Below are 16,255 nucleotides of genomic sequence, written 5' to 3'. Positions count from 1 at the left end.
TCGCGGCTCAAGCGTCCCGCCGTTACCGCGACAAGCACTCGACCAGGAATTCGACCGTCGCCCGCACGCCCGGCAACTGCCCGCGCCGGTGCGGCATCAACAGGCTCGTGGTCACCCTGCCCGCGTTCCACGTCGGCAATACCCGCAGCAGGCGCCCGTCGCCGAGTTCGGCCGCGCACAAGCGCTCGGGCAACACGGCGATCCCGAGCCCCGCGACCGCCGCCGCGGCGAGCACGCGGCCTTCGTTGGCGACCATGCGCGCGCGCGGCGTCGCCACGAGGCTGTCGCCGCCGTCCTCGCGCAGCGTCCAGGCCGTGTTGCCCGGCCCGGTCAGCAGGCCGTCGTGCCCGTCCAGTTCCCGCGCCGACTGCGGCGCGCCGCGCGCCTGCAGGTACGCCGGCGCCGCCACCAGCACGATCGTCTCCACCGCCGCCTGGCGCTGGATCAGGCCCGAATCCGGCAACGGCGCGAAGTGGCTGCGCACGCCGATGTCGTAACCCTCCTGGACCAGGTCGACGAAGCGGTCGCTGACGTCGATCTCGACCTGCAGGCGCGGATACGCGCGCGCCAGCGCCGGCAGGTGCGGCGCCAGGTAGTCCTGCGCGGTCGGCACGCCGCAGGTGATGCGGACCTTGCCGCTGGGTTCGGCGACGCGCGTGCGCACCGCGTTCTCGGCCGCCTCGGTCTCGATCAGCGCCGCGCGCGCGTGTTCGTGGAAATCGCGGCCGGTGTCGGTCAGCACGAAGCTGCGCGAGGTGCGGTGGATCAGGCGCACGCCCAACTCGTCCTCGAGCGCGGCCACGCGCTTGCTGATCGTGGACTTGGGCACGCCGAGCCGGCGCGAGGCCGCGGCGAAACCGCCGCTCTCCACCGCGGTGGCGAACAGGACGAGGTCGTTGAGGTTCAACATGCGCCGAAAGTACACATGCGTGGACTTTGCGTCTACTTTCCGCCGACTACACGACCAAAGTCCACGCTCCTACTGTGGCCACACCCGCCGCGAACACCGCGGCCTTCAAGCCACCAGGAGCCCAGCATGTCCCCGATCCTCTATTACGGCGTCCCGTCCGGTTGCTCGTTCGGCGCCATCGTCGCGCTGGAATGGTCCGGCCAGCCCTACCGGCTGGCGCGGGTGAACATGCCCGACGACATGCAGACCGACGCCTTCGCCGCGATCAATCCGGTCCGCGAGACCCCGGCGCTGGCGACCGCGCGCGGCGACGTCCTCGCCGAGAGCATCGCCATCCTCAACCACATCGGCGCCCTGCCGGGCACGCTGGAGGCCGGCCTCTCGTTCGCCCAGGGCACGCGCGAGTTCGACCAGCTCAACCGCATGCTGGCCTTCCTCAACACCACCTTCTTCAATTCGTTCGCGTCGCTGTGGTGGCTGCTGGAACACGAGTCCGACGACGACACCCGGCGCGCGCTGACCGAGTACGGCCGCGCGCGCGTGGTCCGCGCCCACCAGGAACTCGAGCGCATGCTCGGCGACAAGCCTTGGCTGCTGGGCCAGCGGCGCACCCTGGCCGACGCGTACTTCATCGGCATCGCGCGCTGGACCAAGTACCACAGCGTGGTCGACCGCCGCGACTATCCCAACCTGCAGCGCCTGTTCGACCAACTCGAAGCCGACCCGGCGGTGAGCTTCGCCCACGCCATCGAGCAGCAGCGGCCGACGACCAGCGCGGGGCGGTTCGAAGGCGAAATCGGCATCGCCGAGTCGCTGGCGGCGCGGCGCGCCGCATAAGCGCGGCGGCGCCCAAACGAAGAATCCCCGGCGCCTCGCGGTGCCGGGGATTCGCGAACCGATGCGAACGAAGCCGCGCGCGCAGCGCCGCGCTCAGCCTTGCGCTTCGGCCATGGCCTCGGCGCGCACCAGCGGCCGGCGCTTGCGCGGGCGGCTCGGGAACGCGTGGCGCACGATCCGCCAGCTGACCTCGGCGAACTGCCGCGGCAGCGAGCCGGTGTCGTAGTGCTGGCCGTAGCGCGCGCAGATCTCGCGCACTTCCACCGCCATCGTCGCGTAGCGCCAGGCCGGGATGTCGGGATAGAAGTGGTGCTCGATCTGGTGGCTGAGGTTGCCGGTCATCAGGTTCATGGCCTTGCCGCCGGTCAGGTTGGCCGAACCGCGCAGCTGGCGCAGGTACCAGTGCCCGCGCGACTCGTTGCGCACCGATTCCTTCGGGAACACTTCCACGTCGTGGGTGAAGTGGCCGCAGAAGATCACCACGTAGGTCCACACGTTGCGGATGCCGTTGGCGACCATGTTGCCCAGCAGCACCGGCAGGAAGAACGGGCCGGCCAGCAGCGGGAACAGCAGGTAGTCCTTGAGCAACTGCTTGCCCATCTTGCGCCCGACCGGCGCGAACTTGCGCCACATCGCCCGGTGCGTGGTCTTGCCGGCGAGCCAGCGGCCCACCCGCAGTTCCTGGATCGCCACGCCCCACTGGAACAGCAGCGCGAACACCACCGCGATCGGCGGCTGCAGCAGGTAGAACGGGCGCCAGCGCTGCTCCGGGAAGATCCGCAGCAGGCCGTAGCCGATGTCGTCGTCCATGCCGCGCACGTTGGTCCAGGTGTGGTGCTGGTAGTTGTGCGTCTTGCGCCAGTTGTCGCCGGTGGCGACGATGTCCCATTCGTAGCTGCGCCCGTCCAGGTGCGGGTCGCGCATCCAGTCGTACTGGCCGTGCATGACGTTGTGGCCGACTTCCATGTTCTCCATGATCTTCGACGCCGCCAGCAGCAGCGCGCCGAGCACGCAGGCCGGCCACAGCAGCCACGACACGAAGGCGCCGCCGATCGCGCCCAGGTACAGCAGCGCGCGCCCGGCCAGGCCGGTCCAGCGCACCGCGGCGACCACGCGGCGGATGTAGTCGGCGTCGACCTTGCCCACCTGGGCCAGGGTGCGCGCGCGCAGCGCGTCGAGTTCTTCGCCGAAGCGGTCCAGTTCCTGCGCGCTCAGCGCGCGATTGCGTTGCTTGCTCATGCGGGGCTCGGAGGAAGGAAGGGCGTCAGAGGTCGAGGACGAGGTCGCCGGCCGGCGCGCTCACGCACAGGCGCAGCGCCGAGGCCGGCTCGGCGTGCACGTCGCCGGTATGCAGGTGACGGGTGGCGCCGGCGGACTTGCCGCAGGCGCAGGTGTTGCACAGGCCCATGCGGCAGCCCGAAGGCAGCTTCAGGCCCTGCGCTTCCAGCGCGGTCAGCAGCGATTCGCCACGCGGCAGCTGGAAGCTGCGGCCGCTGCGCGCGAGCGTGACCTGGGCGAAGCCGTCCTCGCGATGCTCGCGCGGCGGCGGGGTGAAGGCTTCGCTGGCGAACGAACGCGCGCCGGTTTCGGCCAGCGCGCGCGCGCTTTCGGCGAAACCGCCGGGGCCGCAGGCGAACACCGCGCGTTCGCGCAGGTCGCCGGCGTGGCGCGCGAGCAGTTCGGCGTCGATGCGGCCGGCGTCTTCGTCGGCGGCCTGCGGCTCCTGCCGGGTCAGCAGGAACCGCACCTGGAAATTCGCATGCGCGGCGGCCAGCGCGCGCAGTTCCTCGACGAAGCACAACTCTTCGCGGCGGCGCGCCCAGTACAGCAGGGTCAGCGGCTGCGGCATTTCGCGCGCGGCCTGCGCCCGCACCATCGCCATCAGCGGGGTGATGCCGCTGCCGGCGGCGAGGAACAGGCGCGCGCCGTCGCCGCGCTGCGGCAGGACCATCTCGCCGAACGCGGCGCCGAGCTCGAGCACTTCGCCGATGCGCGCGCGCTGGTGCAGGTAGGCGCTGAGCTTGCCGCCTTCGATCGCCTTGACCGTGATCTCGATGCGGCCGTCCGCGCGCGGGGCGGCGGACAGGCTGTAGCTGCGCGTCACCAGCACGCCGTCGATGCGCGCGCCGACCAGCAGGTGCTGGCCGGCGACGCCGCCGCGCCAGTGCCGGTTCGGCGCCAGCAGCAGGGTCACCGCGTCCGCCGAGGCCTCGCTGCGGCCGACGATGCGCGCCAGCGGGCGCTCCCAGGACCAGGTCGGATGGAAGCGGGATGCCCAGAAATCAAAGACTTGCGGCGAAACGAAGGGCGAAACCAGACGGCGCAGGCGGCTGCGCGGACGGGCGGCGGCGGGGCGGACGGCAGCGTTCATGGGGGCACTATACAGATATCCGCACAGATGTGTGCACAACCGTATATTAATTCAGCAACGGGAGTATCATGTCGGCTGCCCGTCCACGCGCCGCCGCCCCGTGAGCCAACGCCTTATCACCGACATCGACGTCGACAGCCATCCGGGCCGCAAGGCGACGATTTCGCGCGAGGACATCATTTACGCCGCGCTGAAGCTGGTCGGCCCGCACCGCAGCGTGTCCTCGCTGAGCCTGCGCGAGGTCGCGCGCGAGGCCGGCATCGCCCCGAACAGCTTCTACCGCCAGTTCCGCGACACCGACGAACTGGCGGTGGCGCTGATCGACCTGGCCGGGCAATCGCTGCGCAAGATCGTCGGCGAGGCCCGCCATCGGCTGACCACCCGGCGCAGCATCGTGCGCAGTTCCATCGAGGCTTTCATGGAACAGTTGCGCGCCGATGACCGCCTGCTGCACGTGCTGCTGCGCGAGGGCACGGTCGGCTCGGACGCGTTCAAGCGCGCGGTCGACCGCGAGCTGTCGTTCTTCGAGGAAGAGCTGCGCGTCGACCTGATCCGGCTGGCCGCGACCGACCAGGTCGAACTGTACGAACCGGCCCTGGTGGCGCGCTCGATCACCCGGCTGGTGTTCGCGATGGGCGCCACCGCGATGGACATGCCGCGCGAGAAAGACCCCGAGCTGATCGAGCAGATGAGCGCGATGGTGCGGATGATCCTGGCCGGCTCGCGCGCCATGGCCGAGCGCAGCAAGGCCGCGCGCGGCCGCGCCGAGCGCAACCGGGCGCGCTAGGCCGCGCGCGACGGCCCGCGGCGACGACTTCGCCGCGCTGCGCGGGCGTTGCGCCCGTGCTTACGCCAACTGCATCGGCACCGTCGCCAGCGGCCCCGGCCGCGCGCCGGAGACGATCGCGTCCACCGCCGCCAGGAACGCGCAGGCGTCCGCCGCGGGGCCGTTGCCCCAGTTGGCGCGATGGTCCGCGGCCAACTCGGCGATGACGGTGCACTCGCGCTGCTCGGGGAAGCTCAACGAACGCTCCAGGCAGAACACCCGCACGCCGGCGCGGCCGGCGACCGCGGCGACGAAGTGGGCGTCGTTGCGTTCCGGCGCGGGCAGGCTCAGCAGCAGCGCCGGCGAGCCGTCGTCCAGGGCCAGGCCCTGCACCGCCAGCCCCTGCGCCGCGACCCGCTCGGGCTCGGGCAACTCGCTGCCGACGATGTCCCAGAAACGCGCCAGGCAACCGCTGCCGTCGGCGCCGCCGAAGGTGTCGAAGAACCAGGCCGTGTCCTGCAGCGCGGTCCGCGCCAACAGGTACTTCGCCTGCATCGGATGCGCGCGCTTGGAGCCGGCCATGCGGTGTCCCCTTTCGCCGCGCAATCGCGACGCCAGCGCATTGTGACCGGGTTCGCGACGCACTGTCGATCAGCGCACGGCGCGGTCGGACCGGCCGCTCAATTCGCCCGACCGCAGGCCCCCGCCCCACCCACCGCGCGCATCGGCGGCAGGCCGAGGCGCTGCGCCAGCGGGCGGTAGATCGGTTCGGGCATCGGCTCGCCGAGCGGCGTCGCCAGCGGCATCCGCGACGCCAGCGCGCGCTTGGCGAAGAGCCGGTAGCGCGGGCGCCGGGCCGACTGCGGCGGCCGTTGCTCGATCGCGATGTAGTCCGCGTTTTCGGCCACGGCCGACACGCACGGATCGGACAGGCCCATCGTCGTGGTGCCGTCGATGCGATAGGCCAGGTGCGCTTGGTCGGGCGCGTCGATCCAGAGGATCGTGTAGCGACCCGACGACCACAGCTCGCCCGAGTCCAGCAGGCCGCAGCCGCCCAGCGCGAGCGCCAACGCCATTGCCGCAGCGGGGCGCTGCCGCCTCATCGCGCGCGGCCGGCGTCGGCGCCGGCTTCGTAGGCCAGGATCGCCTCCCAGATCGCGCGCGGCGGCGCGGCGGCGTAGCCCGACTCTTGCCCGTCGTTGCATTCGATCACGATCCAGCGTCCGTCCGCGGCCTTGGCGAAGTCCACCACCAGAAACGGCACCTGCAACCGGCGCGCCGCTTCCGTCGCCAGCGCCAGCCCGGCCTCGATGTCGGCGCAGGCGTAGGGCGCGGCCTGATACCAATAGCGCCCCCACCCCACGCACTGCCCGCGCCACCAGAAACTGCGGAACTCCAGCGAGGCCGGCACCTTGCCGGCGATACCGCCGGCGACCGGCGCCAGCGGCACGAACTCGCGCACCGCCGGCCGTTGCCAGTGCAGCACCGGGTCGCGGCGATACTGCTCCACCGCCCAGGCGTAATGCTCGCGATCGCCGATCACCGACAGCTTGGCGTTGTGCTTGCTGGTCTGGCGCGAGCCTTTGAGGAAGATCGGCCAGGCGAACTCGGCTTCGATGCGCTGCGCCGGCGGCAACGCGTCGAACACGCGCGTGCGCGGGGTCAGTTCGCCCAGCAAGGGATACCAGTGCTCCAGCTCGCTGGCGCGGTCGTGCTCGGCCGGCGAATTGACCGGCCGCAGGCCCAGTTCCGTCAATTCGGCGTAGCGTGCGCCGTAGTCCTCGACCGCGCCGATGCGCAGCGCGCACGGCGTGTCCGCGGCGAAGGACGAAGGGTGGCGGCAGCGGAAGTACAGGGAGAAATCGAAGTCGTACACCGCCACGCCGACGCGGCGGCTGACGATGGCCAGGGTGTCTTCCAGCAGGGCGATGTCCATTCGCAAGGGGTGCGTGGCCGGTGCGGCGCCCAGTGTGCCAAAACCGGAGAGGCGGCGCGGCCGGCCGGCGCGACGGCCCGCGAGATCCAGCGTCGCTCCAGTTGCTCGACGTCGGCGCCGGCAACCGCGCCCCGGCCGATGCGTCCGCGCTCAGCCCCGGCCCGGCTCGTACATCGCCGAGTACCGCAGGATCCGCTTCAGCACCGCCTGCGGATCGGCCGCGACGCCCGACAGGTTCACGTTGAGCATCGCGTAGCCCATGCGCTGGTTGAGCGCGGCCAGGCGCCGCTGGCGGGCCGAGAGCCTGGCCGACCACTGCTCGGGGTTGCGCAGGTGCAGGCAGACGAACGCGTGGCCGCGCACCGTGCGCAATTGCGCGCCGGCGATGTCGCGCCAGGGAATGGTGCCGACGCCGAGGGTGCGGTCGGTCAAGCCCTCGTCGTCGAGGACCAGCCGCGGCCGCCGGTCGAGCAGCTGGAACGCGAACAGCACCGCGCCGCCGCCGAAGAACACGATCGACGCGCCGCCGATGAGGAAGCCCTCCAGGCTCGGATGGCGCAGCACGATGGCCGCGCCGATCGCCACGAACGCCAGCGCGCCGAGCAGCAGCGCCAGGTACCTGCCGCGCGCGTTCGCCACCACCAGCCGATCCGTCTGCATGCCCGCTCCGTGTGCGCCGGAAACCCGCGGCCGCGCCGCGCCTGCGGACTCTAGCCGGTCGGCCGCGACGGCCGCCAATACTTAGCCGACCGGGAAACAGTCCTTGCAATCGCCTCGCGGGCACGGCAATACTTATCCACGAAGGAAACTTTTGATTCCGCCACCCGAGCCCGCCATGTCCCTGCACCTGTATTCGCATCCGCTGGCTTCGTTCTGCCACAAGGTGCTGATCGCGCTGTACGAGAACGACACGCCGTTCCAGGCCCATCTGGTCGATCTCGCCGATCCCGCGGGCAAGGCCGATTTCCTCGAGCTGTGGCCGGTCGGCAAGATGCCGGTGCTGCGCGACGAAGCGCGCGGGCGCACCGTGCCGGAGACCTCGATCATCGTCGAGTACCTGCAGCAGCACCATCCCGGCCCGCGCGCGCTGCTGCCGGCCGACGCGGACGCGCGCCTGGACGTGCGCCTGTGGGACCGCTTCTTCGACCTGTACGTGCAGGCGCCGATGCAGCGCATCGTGCTGGAAGAGCTGCGCGGCGCGCACGAGAAAGACCCGCGCGGCGTCGCCGACGCGCACGCCGCCCTGGCCACGGCCTACGCCATGATCGAACGCCAGGCGCAGCGCGAGTGGATCTGCGGCGACGACTTCACCCTGGCCGACTGCGCGGCCGCGCCGGCGCTGTTCTACGCCGCCATCATCGCGCCGCTGCCGGACGCGCATCCGCGCCTGCGCGCGTACTACGAACGGCTGATGGACCGGGCCAGCGTGCGCCGCACGCTCGCCGAAGCGCGCCCGTACTTCCCCTATTTCCCGTTCCGCGAACGCATCCCGGCGCGGTTCCTGCAGGATTGAGCGCATGCCCATCCGCTCTGCTTCGCGCGCCCGCGACGCCGTACAACACAGCGCGCGGCTCGACCGCCTGTTCCAGGCCCTCGCCGACGCCAGCCGCCGGCAGATGATAGACCGCCTCAGCGCCGGCCCGGCTTCGGTGTCGGAGCTGGCCCAACCGCTGGAGATGGCGTTGCCGTCGGTGGTCAAGCACCTGGCCGTGCTCGAATCCGGCGGGATCGTGCTGTCGGAAAAACGCGGCCGCGTGCGTACCTACCGCATCGCGCCCGACGCCTTGGCCTTAATCGAAGGCTGGATCGCCGAACGCAAGGCGCGCTACCAATCCCAGTTCGACGCGCTGGAACGCTACCTGGCCAGCCAACCCGACGAGGACGAGGCATGAACGCACGCAGCGTGCTGCACGGCGAGTTCACCATCGAGCGCACCTATGCGGCGTCCGCGCGCAAGCTGTTCCGCGCCTGGGCCGATCCGCAGGCCAAGCGCGCCTGGAGCGTGTGCCAGGACAGCATGGCGGTGATCGAGCACCGCATGGACTTCCGCCCCGGCGGCGAGGAAGTCATCGTCAACCGCGGCCCGGGCGGCGCGATCCACCGCTTCCACGGCCACTACCTCGACATCGTCGAGGACCACCGCATCGTCTACGGCTTTTCGATGGACATGGACGAACGGCGGCTGACCGCGTCGCTGGCGACCGTGCAGTTCCTGCCGGGCGACGCGGGGACGCGGATGGTGTTCACCGAGCAACTGGCGTTCTTCGATGGATTGCAGACGCTGGAAGAGCGGCGCGAGGGGACGGCGGTGTTGTTCGACAACATCGCGCTGTATCTGCACGAGGCGATGTTGCCTCAATGAATCGACACTGCGACCGGAACGAAGGGCATCGGGCCTGAAGGCCCTGCCACAACAGCCAGGAGCGTCGGTGCGAGACGGCCGTCAGGCCTGATCTTCCTCGCTCTTGTGGGAGGGCCTTCAGGCCCGATGCCTTCCGCTCAGTTCGCCGCGCCCCAATCCGGCCCTCGCTCACCCCTCGTCGGGCGACCGCGGCATGCCGTGATGCACGCAGGCCATCAAGGTGTCGTCCAACTTCTCCAGGATTTCCAGCCGATGGCGCACCCCCGCGGCCGCCAGCGCCGCGGAGATCCGCCGCGCGTGATCGGTCAGCCGCGCCAGGTCGTGATCGTCCGCCTCGGCCTCCGGATCGCCCAGATCGCCGCCATAGACCTCGAAGGCGAACGCGCGGCCGTCGATCCAGGCCTGCACCGCGTAATGACGCTCTTCCACCTCCAGGCCGTGCGCGCGCAGGATCTCCAGCATCCGCTGCTTGCTCGGCCAGGGGTCGCAGTAAGCGTAGACGTAGTAGTTCGGAAACGGCTCGTGGGTTGCGGTCTCGACCGGCGCGCGATTCATGCGCTCCGCTCGACGTCGCCATAGCGCCATTGCTCGCCGCGCTCGCTCGCCTCGCCGCTCGCCGCGTATTCGTACAGGGTTCCGCGCTCGTGCAGTCCCGGCGGCAAACGCAATCCCCACTGCGCCGCCAGCGAACGCCCCCGGATCGGCGCCGTCCCGCCCGCCGCGCCGCCTTCGACGTGGCTGCGGAAATAGTCCTCATCCAGATAGATGCACAGCTCGCTGGCCCAAACCTCCGGCACGCAGATCGTGCACGTCACCCGCGCGCCCGCCGCCCAATCCGGCTTGGCCCGCAGCAGCGCGGCGCAGGCATCGATGAGGCGCTGCGCACACTCGCGCTGGGTCGCGCGCGTCGCGGCGTCCCCGCCTCGCAACAAGCGCGCATCGAACGGCAGCTTCCAGTTCCAGTATCTCGGGTGCTCGCTCAGCTCGCGCGCGGACGGGAAACGGCCGGCGAAACCCGCGGCCCAGCGCTCGAGTTCGCGCAACACGTGCAGGCGGTAAGGCAGCGGCTTGCGCGGAAGAGATCGGGCCATGAGGCGATATCGGAACGGGGATGGCGGCAGTCTAGCAATCGTTCGGCCAAGCCACCGCGCGATGTTCGATACAGCAGCTACGGCAGTTGCGAATGCGGGGTAGCCGCCTGCGCCGCAAGCGCGTTGTCGCGGTCGCAACTGGCGCGGCTCCCGTCACCGGACCTCGCGCATCGACGCGAGGCCGAACGAAAAATCGCGCCGCGAACCTCCGCCGCTCACAAAGGAACGACGGAGGCCACGGCGCGACGCACACTTCGGATTTGGACTACGGACCTCAGGTCCGCGCCCTTACGCTCACTCGACGCGCATCAGGTAACGCAAGGTGTTGCGCCCGCCGCCCATGATCTCGTCGGGGCTGCCGAACAACCACCAATTCAAGTTGACAAGGTCCTCGTCGTCCTGGTGCACATAGCCGGCGCCCAACGGATGCGTCGGCATCGACAGCGGGGCAAACACACCGTGCGCGAAACCGTGCTTCGGGAAGGTCGTCATGTGGCCCAGAGCAGACGAAGCTCCCCCGTCGAAGTGGCAATAAAGCGTGAACCAAGTGTTGTAAATGCGGAAATTCGGGAACACTCCGCCGTAGGAACCGTTCTGATTATTCCAAACTTCGTTGGTCTGCTGGCGCGTGTAGCGACGCGCGCCGGACGGGCAGAACAAGCCCATGTTCAGCACCGCATAGTCATAGCGGTTTCCGGCCTGGGGCAGCGGCCGGTACTGCATCGACTTCAACGAGTTGACCTTGCAAAAACGCCAGGACGTGTTGGCATTCGACACCGTCGCGCCGATCCAGCCCTCGCGGCGGTTGGCGTTTCGGCGATCCTCGTCGTCCATGCGGATTTCCGTCCAGGCATAGCCCGCCGGGCACGCGTTGTTGTGAGGAATGATGCCCACATTGGTGAAACGCGTCGTCAGCCAGTCCCACCAGCTCAACGCACGCTTGGCCGCGCTGCGTTCCGGCGAGTAGGCGACGAACACCTCGTCGCCCTTGCGGTCCTCGGGTACGCAAGGGCCGTCGAAGCCCAATACGTTGCAGTACGCCTGCGCCACCGCCTCGCCTTCGGTTTCCATGAAGCGGGCGACATCGATCTTGGCGCTGTCCGGATAACGACGGTCCAGATCCTCCAGCACCTTGAGGAACTTCTTGACCGGCTCGGTCATCGGATCGCTGCGCTCGGCGAGTTCCCATTCCTCCGGCGGGCTTTCCTTCTCCGAATCCTCGGCCCAGGCCGACAACGGCGCGGCGATCAATCCACACAGCACGACAGGCAGCAACTTCTTGTTCATTTCGCTTCCTTGATAAATGACGGATTGCTTGTGCGCCCCAGCGTCCTGGTCGAATGCGTTCTGCGTCCGCGCATGCCGGACGAAGCGACGCAACAAGGACATTTGCGGTTACAAGCCGCCAAGTTATCGGTGCGCGAACGCGAACCCGGACAGTCGAATCGGACCGTACGTCACACGACGGAGCAGGCAACGTTCGCAGTCACGATCCCGGTCACGCTTCTGCGATGCGCTTCCCAGTCAGTCATGCGACTGCAACCAAGCCGCCGGACAGTGGCCGCTCCCCCGAACCACCGAGTCCTGCCCTCATGCGCGCCTCCTCGCATCGCTCCGCCCTGCCCGTCCGTACCGTCCTGGGCGCCGCCGTGTGCACCGCCCTCATCGCCTTGCCGGTTCTCGCCGCGCCGAAGCAGGCCGCGCCGAAGGCGCCGGCGCGCGCCGAGAGCGCGCAACGCTGGTTCGAGGAAGGCGCGCAAACCGCGCGCGCCGGCGCCAACCTGCGCCCGCTGCCATTCAAGGCCAAGAACGTGATCCTGTTCGTCGGCGACGGCATGGGCATTTCCACCGTCGCCGCCGCGCGCATCCGCGAAGGCCAGCTCAAGGGCGGCAGCGGCGAAGAGAACTTCCTCTCGTTCGAAAAGCTGCCCTACGTGAGCCTGTCCAAGACCTACTCGGTCGACGGCCAGACCCCGGACTCGGCGCCGACCATGACCGCGATGGTCACCGGCATCAAGACCAACCAGGGCGTGCTCAGCGTCACCCAGAAGGCCAAGTACGGCGACTGCGCCTCCGCGCGCGGCCAGGGCGTGGTCACCATGCTGGAACTGTCCGAGGCGCTGGGCCTGGCCACCGGCATCGTCAGCACCGCGCGCATCACCCACGCCACGCCGGCCGCGACCTATGCGCACACGCCCAACCGCGACTGGGAAAGCGACGCCGAACTCAGCGCCGAGGCCAAGGCCAACGGCTGCAAGGACATCGCCCGCCAGCTGATCGAATTCCCCTACGGCGACGGCCTGGAAGTCGCGCTCGGCGGCGGCCGCAGCTACTTCCTGCCCAGCACCGTGAGCGACCCGGAAGACGCCGGCGCCGCCGGCCGGCGCAAGGACGGCCGCAACCTGCCGCAGGAATGGGCCAAGCGCCCGGGCGCGAACTACGTCTGGAACAAGGCCCAGTTCGACGCCATCGACCCGCGCCGCACCCGCCACCTGCTCGGCCTGTTCGAGCGCTCGCACATGGAATACGAGCAGGACCGCGCCAACGACACCGGCAAGGAACCGAGCCTGGCCGAGATGACGTCGAAGGCCATCGACGTGCTCGGCAACAACAGCCGCAAGGGCTACTTCCTGATGGTCGAAGGCGGCCGCGTCGACCACGCCCACCACGCCGGCAACGCCAGCCGCGCGCTGACCGACGCCATCGCCCTGTCCGACGCCGTGCGCGCCGCGCTGAAGAAGACCGACGAACGCGACACCCTCATCATCGTCACCGCCGACCACAGCCACACCTTCACCGTCGCCGGCTACCCGGACCGCGGCAACGACATCCTCGGCAAGGTCGTCACCAACGGCCAGTTGGCCCTGGACAAGAACGGCAAGCCCTACACCACGCTGGGCTACGTCAACGGCCCCGGCTACCGCGGCCCGAACGCGCGCCCGGACCTGACCGGCATCGACACCGCGCACCCGGACTTCCTGCAGGAAGCGACCGTGCCGCTGGGCGATGAAACCCACGCCGCCGAAGACGTCGGCATCTACGCGCGCGGCCCCGGCGCGCACGCGTTCCAGGGGGTGGTCGAGCAGAACACGATCTTCCACGTGATGGCGCAATCGCAGCGCAACACCAGCGTGTTCCTGTGCGCCCTGTTCGGCTATTGCAACAACGGCTTCCCGCGCGGCCGCGGCGCGCTGGCCGCGCCGCTGATGGAAGAGGACCTGCGCGCCGGCATGGCGCGCAACCAGGCCACGCTGTGATCGGTCGTGCCGTGACGGATCGAGCTGCAGCGCGTCTTGCAAGCGAGCGACCCGCCGCCGTTGCGCGGCGGGTCGCGACAGGCGGCCTCGCGCTCGCCCTGGCGTTCGCGCTCGCCGGCCCCGCGTGGGCCGGCGACGCGGCCGCGGCGAACGCGGCGCCTGCCGCCGTCGTCGACTCGGCGACGCCCGCGGCCGTCGCCCCGGACGCGCAAGCCTTGATCGCCCAATACACCGTGCGCGACGCCCGCGGCGAACGCAGCCTGACCCTGGTGCGCAGCGCCGACCGCATCGAATATCGCCAGCCCGGCGAACCGGCCGAACTGTGGCGGCAAACGCCCGACGGCATCGCCCGGCTGGAACTGTTCGCCGAAGAAAAACGCAGCATCGCCTGGGCGCCCGGCGACTTGCGCACCACCGGCCGCATGCCGCAGTGGCAACAACTCGCCAGCCCGATCAACCCGCAACTGCGCGACAAACTCAAACGCGACGGCTCGGCCAAGGTATTGGGACTGAGCGCCGAGCGTTATCGCGGCGAAAGCGCCGAAGGCCAACCGATCGCGCTGGAATGGCTGTCCGCCGAAGGCCTGCCGGCGTACTACCGCACCGGCCCGGCGAAACCGAAGACGGGCGACACCGGTTTCTACGAACTCAAGCTGGTCAAGCTCGAACGCGTCGGCGCGCAAACCGCGTTCACCGCCACCGGCGACTACCGCGAGACCGACTACGCCGACCTCGGCGACATGGAACTCGACCCGTTCGCCGCCGCCTATCTCAAGCGCAACGGCCACGCGCATTGACGTGGGAGGGACTTCAGTCCCGATGCCTTCCGCCCGGATCGCTTCGCCGCATCGGACCGAAAAGCTTCGGGGCTGAAGCCCCTCCTACGGAGGAGCGGCTTTTGTGGGAGGGGCTTCAGCCCCGACGCTTTCCGCTCAGATCGCCACGCGCCCCAACGCTCAAACACCAGCCAGCGCCTCAATCTGCGCATCCAACCGGCAGAAGTAAACCTGCGTATCGTACCTGCGCCCCTCGCGCTCGAACGCCGCGAACTCCGCCGGCGCGAAATCATCGGCGACCAGGAACTCGCGCAGCTTGTGCTGTGCGTAATCGACGGTTTCATCGGCCATTCCCAGGCTCACCGCGGCAGCGGACTCGATCATCTCGTCCTGTTCCGCCCGCGCCAGGACGATACAGGCCGCGGACGCCGACGCCTTGCGCAAGCCCGTCGCACGAAGCTCTTCGCTAGCCGCGTCCGATTCGGCCGAAGCCAACGCACGCAACGCCGCCAGCATCGCCTCGGCGCCGATCCGATCGAACCACAAGGTCAGTTCGTCGGCGCTGTGGGGACCGAACCGGTAGACGATCATGGCGCTGCCCACATGGCGGCCGCTTCCGCGTCGCCGTTGGCGTCCAGATCGCCCTCCACGAACAACGGGATCGCCAGATCGCCCAACACGGCGAACACCTCGTCGTAATGTCCGGCCGCATGCTCGCGCGGAAAGTTCGCATGCGACGACCACGCCGGCACGAACCATTCCAGGCGCCAGAACAGCTCCGCGGTCTCGCGATCCAGCCACGGCGCATTCGCACGTGCCGCCAGATACGCCCGCATCGCCCGCCGCAGGCGCCCGAACGCCGGACGATCCCATTGCAGATCGCAGCGCAGGCGCAGCACGAAACCATCGTCGGCCAGCGACTCATCGAGCAACGCCTGACGCGTCCGCGCCTCGGCCGGCGAACACGCCGGCGCTTGCACCGCAGCTACCTGCTCCGCGTTCGAGTCAGTCAAATGCACCGACTCGCCGGCAAACAACCGATAGGCCATGTCGTGCAGTTGCTCGCAGCCTTGCTCATACACCGACACCGCATGCTGGAGCCCAAACCCAGCGCGCCGGCCGCACCGCCGCGCCTCGCGCTCGGGCAACCAGAACGCCTCCCCGATCTCGCGCGGGAACCGCTCGCGGTCGCGCGGCGACTGCAGATAGCGCCGCTGCGCGGCGAGCAGGCGTTGCAACGCAGCCTTATCCCACACTTGGTCGTGCAGGCGCGGGACGAAGCCGGCCTCCGAAAAGTACTCGTCCAGCAAGGCCCGCTTAGGGTCATCGGGCTGCGAACTGGTTTCCGAGGTAGGCTCCATAGATCCCATTTTTCTGACTGCCGGCGTCATCACTGATGCTGACGGCACTTATATCGCGCATTCCAGCGAGCGCAAATGAAATTTGCGCCGCGCAGGTATTGAGTTACAACGTCCCGTACCGCCTCTGTACGGCGCCAAGAACGCCCCTCCAACACCGAGCAGGCCTACCGCACCTACCGCCTTTGCCGCGGTCCTGGCCCTATCGCTGTCAGCTGGCGCCCACCCACCATTTCCCAACGCAACCTGGCGGCAACCAAGCCCCGGCAACCCGGAACATCGGCAGTAACGTCCAGCCGGCGATCAACGAATCTCCCTGAATCGCGATTACATCAAGCACGCTGCTACAACTGTTGAAATCCCTTTCAAGCGAAAAACGATACACCCTGAACTGCTGGCGGCGGCCTGAAAAACCTGGGCGATACGATTCGAGCCACCCTCGCTATTCGCCGAAAAGAAAGGCCGTGGCAGTTACACGCAGCATTTTCGCGCAATAAGTGTGACTTTGTTCATTCAGCGCCGCATGGACCACCTTGACAAAAATTTGTTTCTGGAGGCATTTCACATTTTTTTATTTTAGTCCCCCTGACG

19 protein-coding genes are annotated in these 16,255 nt (G+C 69.1%); 7 read left to right on the top strand and 12 right to left on the bottom strand.

Annotation, left to right across the window (positions count from 1 at the left end; genetic code table 11):
* Positions 1 to 22 precede the first annotated feature (22 nt).
* On the bottom strand, positions 23 to 910 hold the full coding sequence (locus BLV01_RS17035) for a LysR substrate-binding domain-containing protein (RefSeq protein ID WP_091802364.1): 888 nt from the start codon (positions 908 to 910) through the stop codon (positions 23 to 25).
* 126 nt (positions 911 to 1,036) lie between these two features.
* Between BLV01_RS17035 and BLV01_RS17030 the strand changes: the two genes are divergently transcribed.
* Entirely contained in the window at positions 1,037 to 1,747 is a 711-nt protein-coding gene (locus BLV01_RS17030; RefSeq protein WP_091802361.1) for a glutathione S-transferase family protein, read from the top strand.
* A 93-nt stretch (positions 1,748 to 1,840) separates the two neighbouring features.
* Here the strand turns inward: BLV01_RS17030 and BLV01_RS17025 are convergent, their stop codons facing one another.
* Positions 1,841 to 2,986 (bottom strand): fatty acid desaturase family protein, encoded by a 1,146-nt coding sequence (locus tag BLV01_RS17025; RefSeq protein ID WP_091802358.1) that lies wholly within the window; start codon positions 2,984 to 2,986, stop codon positions 1,841 to 1,843.
* A 25-nt stretch (positions 2,987 to 3,011) separates the two neighbouring features.
* Complete coding sequence (locus BLV01_RS17020; RefSeq protein WP_091802355.1) at positions 3,012 to 4,118, bottom strand: ferredoxin reductase; 1,107 nt, start codon at positions 4,116 to 4,118, stop codon at positions 3,012 to 3,014.
* A 115-nt stretch (positions 4,119 to 4,233) separates the two neighbouring features.
* Between BLV01_RS17020 and fabR the strand changes: the two genes are divergently transcribed.
* The gene (gene fabR, locus BLV01_RS17015; protein ID WP_091802527.1) at positions 4,234 to 4,905 is read left to right on the top strand and encodes an HTH-type transcriptional repressor FabR; all 672 of its coding nucleotides are present in this window, start codon (positions 4,234 to 4,236) and stop codon (positions 4,903 to 4,905) included.
* 60 nt (positions 4,906 to 4,965) lie between these two features.
* Here the strand turns inward: fabR and BLV01_RS17010 are convergent, their stop codons facing one another.
* From BLV01_RS17010 to BLV01_RS16995, 4 genes are all read right to left on the bottom strand, one after another.
* Positions 4,966 to 5,466, bottom strand: a complete 501-nt coding sequence (locus tag BLV01_RS17010) for a hypothetical protein (RefSeq protein WP_091802352.1) — start codon at positions 5,464 to 5,466, stop codon at positions 4,966 to 4,968.
* A gap of 98 nt (positions 5,467 to 5,564) precedes the next feature.
* Positions 5,565 to 5,960, bottom strand: a complete 396-nt coding sequence (locus BLV01_RS17005) for a hypothetical protein (protein ID WP_091802349.1) — start codon at positions 5,958 to 5,960, stop codon at positions 5,565 to 5,567.
* 23 nt (positions 5,961 to 5,983) lie between these two features.
* Positions 5,984 to 6,820, bottom strand: a complete 837-nt coding sequence (locus BLV01_RS17000; RefSeq protein ID WP_091802346.1) for an ATP-grasp domain-containing protein — start codon at positions 6,818 to 6,820, stop codon at positions 5,984 to 5,986.
* 150 nt (positions 6,821 to 6,970) lie between these two features.
* Positions 6,971 to 7,480: an STM3941 family protein gene (locus BLV01_RS16995; RefSeq protein ID WP_091802343.1), complete on the bottom strand. Its 510-nt coding sequence runs from the start codon at positions 7,478 to 7,480 to the stop codon at positions 6,971 to 6,973.
* A gap of 175 nt (positions 7,481 to 7,655) precedes the next feature.
* Between BLV01_RS16995 and BLV01_RS16990 the strand changes: the two genes are divergently transcribed.
* The 3 genes from BLV01_RS16990 to BLV01_RS16980 are packed head-to-tail and all read left to right on the top strand — an operon-like array spanning position 7,656 to position 9,182.
* A complete protein-coding gene (locus BLV01_RS16990; protein WP_091802340.1) occupies positions 7,656 to 8,333 on the top strand; it encodes a glutathione S-transferase family protein in 678 nt (225 codons plus the stop codon).
* A gap of 4 nt (positions 8,334 to 8,337) precedes the next feature.
* The gene (locus BLV01_RS16985) at positions 8,338 to 8,712 is read left to right on the top strand and encodes an ArsR/SmtB family transcription factor (protein ID WP_091802337.1); all 375 of its coding nucleotides are present in this window, start codon (positions 8,338 to 8,340) and stop codon (positions 8,710 to 8,712) included.
* Positions 8,709 to 9,182 (top strand): SRPBCC family protein, encoded by a 474-nt coding sequence (locus BLV01_RS16980; RefSeq protein WP_091802334.1) that lies wholly within the window; start codon positions 8,709 to 8,711, stop codon positions 9,180 to 9,182. Before BLV01_RS16985 ends, BLV01_RS16980 begins: the two co-directional genes overlap by 4 nt.
* Positions 9,183 to 9,350: 168 nt before the next feature.
* Here the strand turns inward: BLV01_RS16980 and BLV01_RS16975 are convergent, their stop codons facing one another.
* The 3 genes from BLV01_RS16975 to BLV01_RS16965 all read right to left on the bottom strand — a co-directional run bounded on the left by BLV01_RS16975 (position 9,351) and on the right by BLV01_RS16965 (position 11,560).
* A complete protein-coding gene (locus BLV01_RS16975; protein WP_091802332.1) occupies positions 9,351 to 9,737 on the bottom strand; it encodes a hypothetical protein in 387 nt (128 codons plus the stop codon).
* The gene (locus BLV01_RS16970) at positions 9,734 to 10,228 is read right to left on the bottom strand and encodes a DUF3916 domain-containing protein (RefSeq protein WP_175486045.1); all 495 of its coding nucleotides are present in this window, start codon (positions 10,226 to 10,228) and stop codon (positions 9,734 to 9,736) included. Before BLV01_RS16970 ends, BLV01_RS16975 begins: the two co-directional genes overlap by 4 nt.
* Positions 10,229 to 10,567: 339 nt before the next feature.
* The gene (locus tag BLV01_RS16965) at positions 10,568 to 11,560 is read right to left on the bottom strand and encodes a hypothetical protein (RefSeq protein WP_091802326.1); all 993 of its coding nucleotides are present in this window, start codon (positions 11,558 to 11,560) and stop codon (positions 10,568 to 10,570) included.
* A gap of 362 nt (positions 11,561 to 11,922) precedes the next feature.
* Here BLV01_RS16965 and BLV01_RS16960 point away from each other — a divergent pair, with 362 nt between their 5' ends.
* Together BLV01_RS16960 and BLV01_RS16955 are read left to right on the top strand one after the other, a co-directional pair.
* Positions 11,923 to 13,530: an alkaline phosphatase gene (locus BLV01_RS16960; protein ID WP_217633528.1), complete on the top strand. Its 1,608-nt coding sequence runs from the start codon at positions 11,923 to 11,925 to the stop codon at positions 13,528 to 13,530.
* 215 nt (positions 13,531 to 13,745) lie between these two features.
* Positions 13,746 to 14,327, top strand: a complete 582-nt coding sequence (locus BLV01_RS16955; RefSeq protein ID WP_091802319.1) for a hypothetical protein — start codon at positions 13,746 to 13,748, stop codon at positions 14,325 to 14,327.
* 159 nt (positions 14,328 to 14,486) lie between these two features.
* Here BLV01_RS16955 and BLV01_RS16950 read toward each other — a convergent pair whose 3' ends face one another.
* Entirely contained in the window at positions 14,487 to 14,897 is a 411-nt protein-coding gene (locus tag BLV01_RS16950) for a hypothetical protein (RefSeq protein ID WP_091802316.1), read from the bottom strand.
* Complete coding sequence (locus tag BLV01_RS16945; protein ID WP_091802313.1) at positions 14,894 to 15,616, bottom strand: hypothetical protein; 723 nt, start codon at positions 15,614 to 15,616, stop codon at positions 14,894 to 14,896. Before BLV01_RS16945 ends, BLV01_RS16950 begins: the two co-directional genes overlap by 4 nt.
* Positions 15,617 to 16,255: the final 639 nt, after the last annotated feature.

The organism is Lysobacter sp. yr284, from assembly GCF_900107375.1.
GTDB lineage: Bacteria > Pseudomonadota > Gammaproteobacteria > Xanthomonadales > Xanthomonadaceae > Lysobacter.
The sequence above is the reverse complement of the archived record's forward strand: the minus strand, read 5'-3'. Positions and strand labels throughout refer to the sequence as shown.

Coding starts and splice junctions, on each gene's coding strand:
- BLV01_RS17035 (WP_091802364.1), bottom strand. CDS start 910: ATGTTGAACCTCAACGACCTCGTCCTGTTCGCCACCGCGGTGGAGAGC.
- BLV01_RS17030 (WP_091802361.1), top strand. CDS start 1,037: ATGTCCCCGATCCTCTATTACGGCGTCCCGTCCGGTTGCTCGTTCGGC.
- BLV01_RS17025 (WP_091802358.1), bottom strand. CDS start 2,986: ATGAGCAAGCAACGCAATCGCGCGCTGAGCGCGCAGGAACTGGACCGC.
- BLV01_RS17020 (WP_091802355.1), bottom strand. CDS start 4,118: ATGAACGCTGCCGTCCGCCCCGCCGCCGCCCGTCCGCGCAGCCGCCTG.
- BLV01_RS17010 (WP_091802352.1), bottom strand. CDS start 5,466: ATGGCCGGCTCCAAGCGCGCGCATCCGATGCAGGCGAAGTACCTGTTG.
- BLV01_RS17005 (WP_091802349.1), bottom strand. CDS start 5,960: ATGGCGTTGGCGCTCGCGCTGGGCGGCTGCGGCCTGCTGGACTCGGGC.
- BLV01_RS17000 (WP_091802346.1), bottom strand. CDS start 6,820: ATGGACATCGCCCTGCTGGAAGACACCCTGGCCATCGTCAGCCGCCGC.
- BLV01_RS16995 (WP_091802343.1), bottom strand. CDS start 7,480: ATGCAGACGGATCGGCTGGTGGTGGCGAACGCGCGCGGCAGGTACCTG.
- BLV01_RS16990 (WP_091802340.1), top strand. CDS start 7,656: ATGTCCCTGCACCTGTATTCGCATCCGCTGGCTTCGTTCTGCCACAAG.
- BLV01_RS16985 (WP_091802337.1), top strand. CDS start 8,338: ATGCCCATCCGCTCTGCTTCGCGCGCCCGCGACGCCGTACAACACAGC.
- BLV01_RS16980 (WP_091802334.1), top strand. CDS start 8,709: ATGAACGCACGCAGCGTGCTGCACGGCGAGTTCACCATCGAGCGCACC.
- BLV01_RS16975 (WP_091802332.1), bottom strand. CDS start 9,737: ATGAATCGCGCGCCGGTCGAGACCGCAACCCACGAGCCGTTTCCGAAC.
- BLV01_RS16965 (WP_091802326.1), bottom strand. CDS start 11,560: ATGAACAAGAAGTTGCTGCCTGTCGTGCTGTGTGGATTGATCGCCGCG.
- BLV01_RS16950 (WP_091802316.1), bottom strand. CDS start 14,897: ATGATCGTCTACCGGTTCGGTCCCCACAGCGCCGACGAACTGACCTTG.